9 protein-coding genes are annotated in these 8,912 nt (G+C 32.8%); all 9 read left to right on the forward strand.

The annotated features are described in order from the left end of the window. Nucleotides 1–4 precede the first annotated feature (4 nt). Entirely contained in the window at nt 5–541 is a 537-nt protein-coding gene (locus tag CEF20_RS16390; protein WP_100332936.1) for a hypothetical protein, read from the forward strand. A 68-nt stretch (nt 542–609) separates the two neighbouring features. Beyond that, nucleotides 610–960 (forward strand): hypothetical protein, encoded by a 351-nt coding sequence (locus CEF20_RS16395; RefSeq protein WP_100332937.1) that lies wholly within the window; start codon nt 610–612, stop codon nt 958–960. A gap of 121 nt (nt 961–1,081) precedes the next feature. Continuing rightward, on the forward strand, nt 1,082–2,638 hold the full coding sequence (locus CEF20_RS16400) for a UvrD-helicase domain-containing protein (protein WP_100332938.1): 1,557 nt from the start codon (nt 1,082–1,084) through the stop codon (nt 2,636–2,638). Next, nucleotides 2,635–3,336 carry a hypothetical protein gene (locus tag CEF20_RS16405; protein ID WP_098799337.1) on the forward strand — a complete coding sequence of 234 codons (702 nt, stop codon included), beginning with the start codon at nt 2,635–2,637 and terminating at the stop codon, nt 3,334–3,336. Before CEF20_RS16400 ends, CEF20_RS16405 begins: the two co-directional genes overlap by 4 nt. 380 nt (nt 3,337–3,716) lie before the next feature. Then, nucleotides 3,717–4,310, forward strand: a complete 594-nt coding sequence (locus CEF20_RS16410; protein ID WP_098799336.1) for a class I SAM-dependent methyltransferase — start codon at nt 3,717–3,719, stop codon at nt 4,308–4,310. A 25-nt stretch (nt 4,311–4,335) separates the two neighbouring features. Then, nucleotides 4,336–4,953 carry a CadD family cadmium resistance transporter gene (locus CEF20_RS16415; RefSeq protein WP_098799335.1) on the forward strand — a complete coding sequence of 206 codons (618 nt, stop codon included), beginning with the start codon at nt 4,336–4,338 and terminating at the stop codon, nt 4,951–4,953. A gap of 167 nt (nt 4,954–5,120) precedes the next feature. Then, entirely contained in the window at nt 5,121–5,489 is a 369-nt protein-coding gene (locus tag CEF20_RS16420; RefSeq protein WP_066192486.1) for an ArsR/SmtB family transcription factor, read from the forward strand. Beyond that, a complete protein-coding gene (locus CEF20_RS16425) occupies nt 5,482–7,611 on the forward strand; it encodes a heavy metal translocating P-type ATPase (protein WP_100332939.1) in 2,130 nt (709 codons plus the stop codon). The genes CEF20_RS16420 and CEF20_RS16425 overlap by 8 nt, the downstream gene beginning before the upstream one ends. A gap of 156 nt (nt 7,612–7,767) precedes the next feature. Next, on the forward strand, nt 7,768–8,229 hold the full coding sequence (locus tag CEF20_RS16430; RefSeq protein ID WP_100332940.1) for a putative iron-sulfur cluster-binding metallochaperone: 462 nt from the start codon (nt 7,768–7,770) through the stop codon (nt 8,227–8,229). Nucleotides 8,230–8,912: the final 683 nt, after the last annotated feature.

Below are 8,912 nucleotides of genomic sequence, written 5' to 3' on the forward strand. Positions count from 1 at the left end.
GTTTATGTCAATTTACAATAATATTTTTCATTATTACCGGGGACAGACAAGAAATAAGGACCAAGAGACAAATCAATTGCAAATTGAAAATAATGTTACTAAGGCATTTTTAAATGTCTTACAGCACTCCTCTCCAGTTTTGACAAATGAATTTATTAGATTTATTGGCATTAGGACAAAAGAAAGTGGAAACTTTGAGTTCAGGCAACAGTTGACTTCACCTTTAAATATTATTACTCCTTATGCTGGGGTAATTGGGATTGCGGAAAATAAAGAAATTAGGAAAGGTACATATAAGGATTCTAATATTCCTGATGGTGCAATTTTATCAAATGAGATCTCTCTATTATTAGAAAATAAAATTGGTTATAACTCATACCTAACTAAGGAGCAGTTAGATGGACATACAAGGTTATTTGCGAACGGTCAAAATATTCTAGACGAACCTATAATTATTACATGGATAGATATTCGGCATTTCTTAAGGGACAAACAAAAGGATTTTGAAAATGAAGGAGATACCCTACTAGTTTTTTACTAAAACAATTTGAGGAATTCTGTGTTATTAATTGTATTGGTGATAGACAAAAATCTAAGGAATATTTCTTTTTGCGTTTTGAGAAAGATAAAGCAAGAAAACTGGCACGGGAAATCGATAATTTTATATGGGGTAATACGGAATTTGAAGTAGAAGATGCCGGAACAGCAGATAGAATTGGTTATAGGCGAAAAGGATTCCCGAAGTTTGCGACTTTAACAACTGCAAGGCAACGGTGTTTAATTCTTCATATTGGAAATAAGGAAGACAAGAAAGGATTAGAAATTCAATCCCAAATCGACAAAATTCTAAATAAAGAATATAACAGAAGTAGTTCTGATTCTATTAAATATCCTCACGAGGCCTATATTCGTTTAGAATGGGGGACAAGGAAATTGATACAAATTCATTTTTTGAATTAGTAGAGAATTATAAATCTGAATTTGCCTTTAATCTTTGTGACGAATTAAAGAAAGAAAATGTGGAATTCAAAATCCCAACGTATATTAAAAACGCATTCGAGTTTATAAAGGGGTAAAGTTTATGGCTGAAAAATTAAAACCCACACTAGTCATTGCTGGACCGGGTGCGGGGAAAACTCATTATATTATTGAAAAAGTAATCAATAGACTGCCATTGCTCGAACATCATAGATTTCTTGCTGTAATTACGTATACAAACTCTGCAACTAATGAAATTAAGGAACGCTTGATGGAGAAAACCGTTATTCCCCCAAATGTCTTTATTGGAACTATTCATAGTTTTTTAGTGCGTTTTATACTTAAACCATTTGGGGTGGTTCATGGTGTTTTACCAGAGCAAGTTGTTTATAAAGATGTAAGTATAAAGGCCAATGACAGAAAAGAAGAGAACATTATTAAGAATAGTATCGTGAAAAAGGGAGTAGTACCCTATGAAAAAATTGTATCATTATCTAGTAATTTATTAAAAGAAAACAAAAAGATTAGAGAACTTGTTTCTCATAGGCTGCAATTTTTATTTGTGGATGAATTTCAAGATGCAAATTCAGGACAGTTTAATATTTTTGAAGAAATAAGAAAAGCATCAGCAACTGAAATGTACTTTGTAGGTGATCCAGAGCAAAGTATAATGACTTTTCAAAATCAAGGTGGTCAGATTCAAACTTTAGATAAGCGACCAATATATAAAGCGATAAACAGCGGAACTATAGATAAGGAATATCTGGATAGTAATAATAGGTCAAGTTTAACAATTATTGATTTTATTAATAACTTCCATACATCAATCATTCAACAAAAAACAAATGAGGATAATAACACCAATAATAAAGTGACTTTCATTTCGGACACTTATGATTTGCGGGAGATTATTAATTCATTTAATTCCCTATGTAATGATAGAACCGTATGTGAAAATAAACCATCAACAAGATTCTTTTTGGGTTACAGACGCAGCACGTTTAAGACAGTTGAAAATGAATATGGATTGGTTCAAAAAGATGATAGCGATTCTAATTCAATACAGTTATTAAGAGAGTGTTCAACATTCATTTGCGAAATCTTAAATAGAAGCAGGACAAGTATTATGCTGGAGTTGGGAATAGATGATCTAGCGTATAGACAACTCTGCTTTAAATTAGTAGAAAGCATTAAATCAAATCCATTTATAAATAGTAGTGAGATAATCTCATTGTTAAAAACAAACTTCAAATGCGATCCGTATAGATCTGTTCATAAAAAGGTACAACATAATCCAGATCATATTGCTGAAGGGTTTATTAACAAGATTAATCTAGAACTCCAATACTTTAGCAGTATTAAAGAAATTAAAGATTATCATCTTACTATTCACAAATCGAAGGGATTACAGGCTGATGCGGTTCTAGTAATTGCAAGGAGTAAAAATGAATTAAAAAAATGGCTAGAAGTGGACAAGCAATTTAGATTTGAGGATAAGCAAGATACTTGTAGAGTAGGATATGTAGCATTTAGTAGAGCGAAAGAATTTCTATGTATTGCTTGTTTAGAAGAAATTGATGATGAATTAAAAAAGAACTTAACCCTCTTAAATGTAGATATGGTTCCAGCAATAGGGGAAAAGGAGAAGCAACCAATATGAGCCTTATACAAGAAGGTATAAATTTTCTAAATGAAAATAATGGGGCATTAACAGTATTGATAAATATTTTATTGGTCTCTATTACGGGAGTATATGTCTATTTAACGGCAAGTCTCTCCAAGGCATCAAATAAAACAATCGAGCATTCTTATAATGAATATAAAGATAGGAAATACAAGGAAGATACTGTAAAAAAGAATCTTATTTACTTGGTTAATAGTGAAATATATATGAATTCATTTATATATGTTTTTTCCCAGTACTATTTGCAAAATGGGGAGAACATAAATTTAAAGGAAAAACTAAGACATTATTTGATTAGTGGCGGGGTATCGATTGACAAGACTTCAAGGGGTCATATAGTAGTTCATACCAGAATGGATACTTGGAAGGAAATTAATGCGCAATGTGCACAATATTTTTCCAATTCCCTTATGCAGGAATTGACTGGATATTATACAGGAGTTGAACAATCTAAAATTTATTCCGTTAATGGAATGTCTAACCAGAATTTTATTGAATTCTGTAGAGGTCAACTTATCTCTACATATAAATGTTTGGAGTTACTAAAACAAGAAGACCCGGACTTGCGAATTGGTGAAGAATATAGCATTGATGGAAAGGTTCTTTCGGTAAATAATGAAACAGGTACTCTTATTGAAATGAATAAGCATTTGGAACAAGCAGTTTCAAAATAAAATGTAGTAGAGTTGTAACGTTACTTTCGGTGGGTAAATATCCGAAATCAAAGCATTTAAATGGAAATTGAATACCAAAATGTTTCTGGCATTTAAATGATGTAGGTTTTGGCAGTATGTTTATGTTTATAAATCATTTTGAATCATTTCTCAATACATTAACGTATAAACGCTTATATGCTTATATTTATACATATTTGTAAGGCAGTGCTTTTTGTATTAACCGGCAGGATAATTTAACAAAGTTTGTATTAGAATTGGGACTTTTCCAATTCTTTTTTTATGTAAATTTTGTAATTTTATTCAAATGCATATTTGAATAATAAAATGAATTTGATATAATACATTCAAATGAATATTTGAATAAAGGGGTGATTGTTATGGAATTAAATAAAATCGAATTTCATTTGATGAATAATCCAATGAGGAAATGGCTTCAAAAGAACATTGAGTTTAAAACCTTTAAAGAGTTTTTAGATAAGAATAATCTTTCTTTGGAGGGAAAAGTAGTATTAGATGCTGGGTGTGGATCAGGATATAGTACAAAGTTAATTCAAGAATTTAGTCCTGCTGAATTGATAGGGTTCGATATTATGCCATCACAAATTGAAAAGGCAAAACAAGCATATCCCGAATTAAATTTCTTTGTTGGCAGCGTGTTAGAAACACATTTAGACTCCGATAAGTTTGATGCTGTTTTTGTTTTCGGAATACTGCATCATATTCCTCAATGGAAAGATGCTATTACAGAACTTTATCGAGTTTTAAAGTCTGGAGGGGTACTTTTAGTCGAAGATTTGAATAAAGATGCTTCTCATTTTTTTGCCACTTATTTTAAATTAGATCATCCGCCAGAAGCCTACTTTACTTGGGATGAATTTACAAATCATCTTGAGGAAACAGGGTTCGATATTTTAGAACAAAAAAGAATTATTTCAAAGGGAGTCGGGTCTTTCCTTTGTTTAAAAAATTAAAAATTGAAATTTTGGAGGTAAATAAATGATAACAACGATACTTACAGCCGCAACTATTTATGTAGCGACAGGGATTGATTATCTTGTTATTTTAATTCTATTGTTTTCGCAAATAAAAAAAGGACAGGAAATACATATTTGGATAGGAAAGTATGTTGGAACGATAATTGTTATAGGAGCAAGTCTTTTAGTTTCTTTAGGTGTTGCCAACTTGATCCCTCAACAATGGGTTATAGGACTTCTTGGACTTTTACCAATTTATTTAGGAATAAAAATATGGATTAAAGGAGAACAAGATGAAGATGAAAGCAACATTTTGTCCTTATTTTCATCAGGTAGGTTTAATCAATTATTTCTAACGGTCACTTTTATTGTATTGTCTTCCAGTGCGGATGACTTTTCCATTTATGTACCGTATTTCACAACATTAAATGGGACTGAAATCATTGTCTCTATTATTGTCTTTTTAATAATGATTGGGGTTTTACTCTACGTGGGCTATCGTTTAGCACACTTGGAATTCGTATCGGAAAAAATAGAAAAGTATGAACGTTGGATTGTTCCAATTGTCTTTATAGGATTAGGAATTTATATTATGTATGAAAATGGGACATTCAATGCCTTGTTCTCATTCCTATTTTAACAAACAGGTAATTGGGTTGAATCAGACGAAAGCAGTTAAGAAAAAGTGCTTGGATTTTTTATCCAAGCATTTTTGTTTTTATTTCATTCAAATAAATGTTTGAATAAAGATAAAAAAGGGTTATAATATATTCAAATGAATATTTGAATGAAAAGGGAGTGAAACTAATGGGTAAGAAGGATACTTGTGAAATTTATTGTTATGACGAAGAAAAAGTTAATCGAATACAAGGCGAATTAGAAAAAGAGGATATGTCTAGTGTTGCCTTATTATTTAAAGCACTTGCAGATGAAAACAGAGCAAAAATATCCTTTGCTTTATGTCAAGATGACGAACTATGTGTGTGTGATGTCGCCAATATTATAGGTTCTACCGTTGCAACAGCATCTCATCACCTACGAACTCTTCATAAACAAGGGATTGTAAAATACCGAAAAGAAGGCAAATTAGCGTTTTACTCACTAGATGATGACCACATCAAGCAATTAATCACTATTGCGTTAGCACATAAGAAAGAGGTGAAAGTCAATGTCTAATCAACAACCCAATTTAACTGAAGAAGAAATGAAAGCATATCGTGTTCAAGGATTTACTTGTGTAAATTGTGCAGCCATTTTTGAAAATAATGTAAAAGAATTGCCCGGTGTTGATGATGCGAAAGTAAATTTTGGAGCATCTAAAGTGTATGTGAAAGGTACTGCAACGATTGAAGAACTAGAAAAAGCAGGAGCATTTGAAAATTTAAAGATTCGGGATGAAAAAGAACAGAGAGTAGAACGTGAACCATTCTGGAAGCAAAAAGAAAATATTAAGGTCTATATTTCAGCGATATTACTGTTGATTAGTTGGTTTTTAGGGGCGCAATACGGGGAAGAGCATATTCTTCCAACTATTGGTTATGCAGCATCCATGTTAATTGGTGGATATTCGCTGTTTATTAAAGGTCTAAAAAATTTAAGCAGATTACAATTTGATATGAATACACTAATGACGATTGCCATTATAGGTGCTGCAATCATTGGTGAATGGGGTGAAGGTGCAACTGTTGTTATCCTATTTGCGATTAGTGAAGCATTAGAGCGCTATTCAATGGATAAGGCTCGTCAATCCATTGAATCATTGATGGATATTGCTCCAAAAGAAGCATTAGTCCGTCGTGGGAATGAAGAAATGATAATCCACGTTGATGATGTTCAAGTTGGAGACATTATGATTGTAAAACCGGGTCAAAAGTTAGCAATGGATGGAGTAGTTATCAAAGGAACTTCAACATTAAATCAGGCTGCAATTACTGGGGAAAGTGTTCCGGTAACAAAAACAATTGATGATGAAGTGTTTGCGGGAACATTAAATGAAGAAGGATTGCTCGAAGTTAAAGTAACCAAACGAGTGGAAGATACTACTCTTTCAAAAATTATTCATCTTGTAGAAGAAGCACAAGCAGAACGAGCACCTTCTCAAGCATTTGTCGATAAATTTGCGAAATACTATACACCATCTATTATGATTTTGGCCCTTTTAATCGCTGTTATACCTCCATTATTTGGTGGGGATTGGAGTGAATGGATTTATCAAGGGTTGGCAGTTTTAGTTGTTGGTTGTCCGTGTGCTTTAGTTGTTTCCACGCCGATATCGATTGTTACTGCTATTGGAAATGCAGCGAAAAATGGTGTTTTAATTAAAGGTGGTATTCATTTAGAAGAAGCAGGAGCCCTTAAAGCCATTGCTTTTGATAAAACAGGAACATTAACAAAAGGAATTCCTACTGTAACAGACATCGTGACATATGGTGACGATAAAAACGAATTGCTTGCAGTTACAGCAGCCATTGAAAAAGGATCACAACATCCACTTGCTTCAGCCATTATAAGAAAAGCAGAAGAAAACGGCTTGAACTTTAATGGAATGTCGGTAGAAGACTTTCAATCAATTACGGGTAAAGGTGTAAAAGCAAGAGTAAATAATGAAATGTATTATGTCGGAAGTCCAAATTTGTTTGAAGAATTGCATCAAACAATTGAAAGTACCATTCAAGAGAAAATTACTCGTATGCAAATAGAAGGAAAAACGGTGATGGTTTTGGGAACGGATAAAGAAATCCTTTCGCTAATTGCCGTAGCAGATGAAATGAGAGAAACATCAAAAGAAGTCATCAACAAATTGAATCATATGGGAATTGAAACAGTAATGCTGACTGGTGACAATAAACGAACAGCAGAAGCCATTGGGAAACAGGTTGGTGTTTCAGATATTAAAGCCGATTTACTTCCAGAAGATAAATTAAACTTTATTAAAGAACTTCGTGGAAAGCATCAAAGTGTGGCAATGGTAGGAGATGGTGTAAATGATGCACCAGCACTTGCGGCTTCAACGGTCGGTGTAGCGATGGGTGGTGCTGGAACTGATACAGCACTAGAAACAGCCGATATTGCATTAATGTCTGATGATTTAAGCAAGTTGCCATATACCATTAAATTAAGCCGTAAGGCATTAACCATTATCAAGCAAAACATTACCTTCTCTTTAGCCATTAAATTAGTGGCATTACTATTAGTTATGCCCGGATGGTTGACCCTATGGATTGCTATATTTGCCGATATGGGCGCAACATTGCTTGTTACATTAAACAGTTTAAGATTACTAAAGGTTAAAGAATAAAAATAAGGTTTCATAGCAAGGGAAAATTTTTGTTCCCTTGCCTTTTTGCCTAGTGTAATTCTTATTAAACTAAAGGGTGCGTTGATCCGACAATGATTTACGCTCTTTTTGTTGAAGTTATTACTATAGGGCGGTTTAAATAAAGGTGGGAGAACGATGGATTGTTGTAGTAGTAAGGTTATTGAAGTGGTAACGGAAAATAATGGTGCTTGCCCATCTTGTAATAATAAAGCAAAAAACGTAAAGTTGATTACACTAAAATCATTACTTAAACCGACTGCATTAGAAACTTTAAATGCGAATGTAAATCACTATTTCTGTTTAAGTAAAGAGTGTGATGTAGTTTATTTTGATGCTGATAATAAGAAATATCTTACATCTGACATAAAGGTAGCAGTACATCAAAAAGATGACTATGTAATAACACCTATTTGCTATTGCTTTGACTGGACAAAAGAGAAAATTAAGAAATATGTAAAACAAGAACTTTCTCCTAATCCAATTGAACATATTCGAGAAAACATAAAGGAAAACCGATGTGGTTGTGAGGTAAACAATCCACAAGGAAGTTGCTGTTTGGGTAATGTTACAAAGTATATAAAAAGTATTAAAAGTTAATTTGAATCTTCAACTAACGTCCCTTATATATAGTATCCTTTTCAAAGCACTGATATGGTGCACCCTTTATACTGTTTACATGTAACCATAGAAAAGCGTTTAAGGACTTGACTTGGAGACTCTGTGGGTATGATTTGTCTTGAAAGGCTGAAGCACGTGTTTCAGTAGGCAAACCAGCCTATCATACCCACCCCTCCAAGTAAAGCCCTATCGTTGTTTACGTTGAAAACTATTATTTACTAAATATAATAAGTAAAAATAGTTAGTAAATAGGCTGTTTTTATATCTTCATTTACGTTGAATTAGGTCAAATACCATACTACATATAATGGTGCGTTACTTCATAAAGAGCCTAAATACACTACTTTCGTATTTTGGCTCTTTTTACATTCATAAAAGATAATGCCATTTATAGCATTTTTTAATTCCCAAATACATACCAAAGCGCTCCTTTCTTTTTTATATTGGTTTCAATAGAAAGAAGGGGGATTATGCTTACTCAATTAGTGATAGTCTATATTATTTCTGTCGTTTCTTTTTCTACAAATTGTACACAGATAAATATGTTGAATCAGAATAAAGTTTGCAGAATGAGAAAAAAGTCTGCATAAGAAGAAAAAAGTTTGCACGAAGTCTCGTGGGTGTATCCATAGTATGGGTATATTCACGGGGTTTTTTTATGT

The sequence above is a fragment of the Bacillus xiapuensis genome, from assembly GCF_002797355.1.
GTDB lineage: Bacteria > Bacillota > Bacilli > Bacillales > Domibacillaceae > Bacillus_CE > Bacillus_CE xiapuensis.

Excerpts from the sequence above, each read along its gene's own strand:
- CEF20_RS16425 (WP_100332939.1), top strand. The coding sequence starts at position 5,482 with ATGTCTAATCAACAACCCAATTTAACTGAAGAAGAAATGAAAGCATAT.
- CEF20_RS16430 (WP_100332940.1), top strand. The coding sequence starts at position 7,768 with ATGGATTGTTGTAGTAGTAAGGTTATTGAAGTGGTAACGGAAAATAAT.
- CEF20_RS16415 (WP_098799335.1), top strand. The coding sequence starts at position 4,336 with ATGATAACAACGATACTTACAGCCGCAACTATTTATGTAGCGACAGGG.
- CEF20_RS16420 (WP_066192486.1), top strand. The coding sequence starts at position 5,121 with ATGGGTAAGAAGGATACTTGTGAAATTTATTGTTATGACGAAGAAAAA.
- CEF20_RS16405 (WP_098799337.1), top strand. The coding sequence starts at position 2,635 with ATGAGCCTTATACAAGAAGGTATAAATTTTCTAAATGAAAATAATGGG.
- CEF20_RS16390 (WP_100332936.1), top strand. The coding sequence starts at position 5 with ATGTCAATTTACAATAATATTTTTCATTATTACCGGGGACAGACAAGA.
- CEF20_RS16400 (WP_100332938.1), top strand. The coding sequence starts at position 1,082 with ATGGCTGAAAAATTAAAACCCACACTAGTCATTGCTGGACCGGGTGCG.
- CEF20_RS16410 (WP_098799336.1), top strand. The coding sequence starts at position 3,717 with ATGGAATTAAATAAAATCGAATTTCATTTGATGAATAATCCAATGAGG.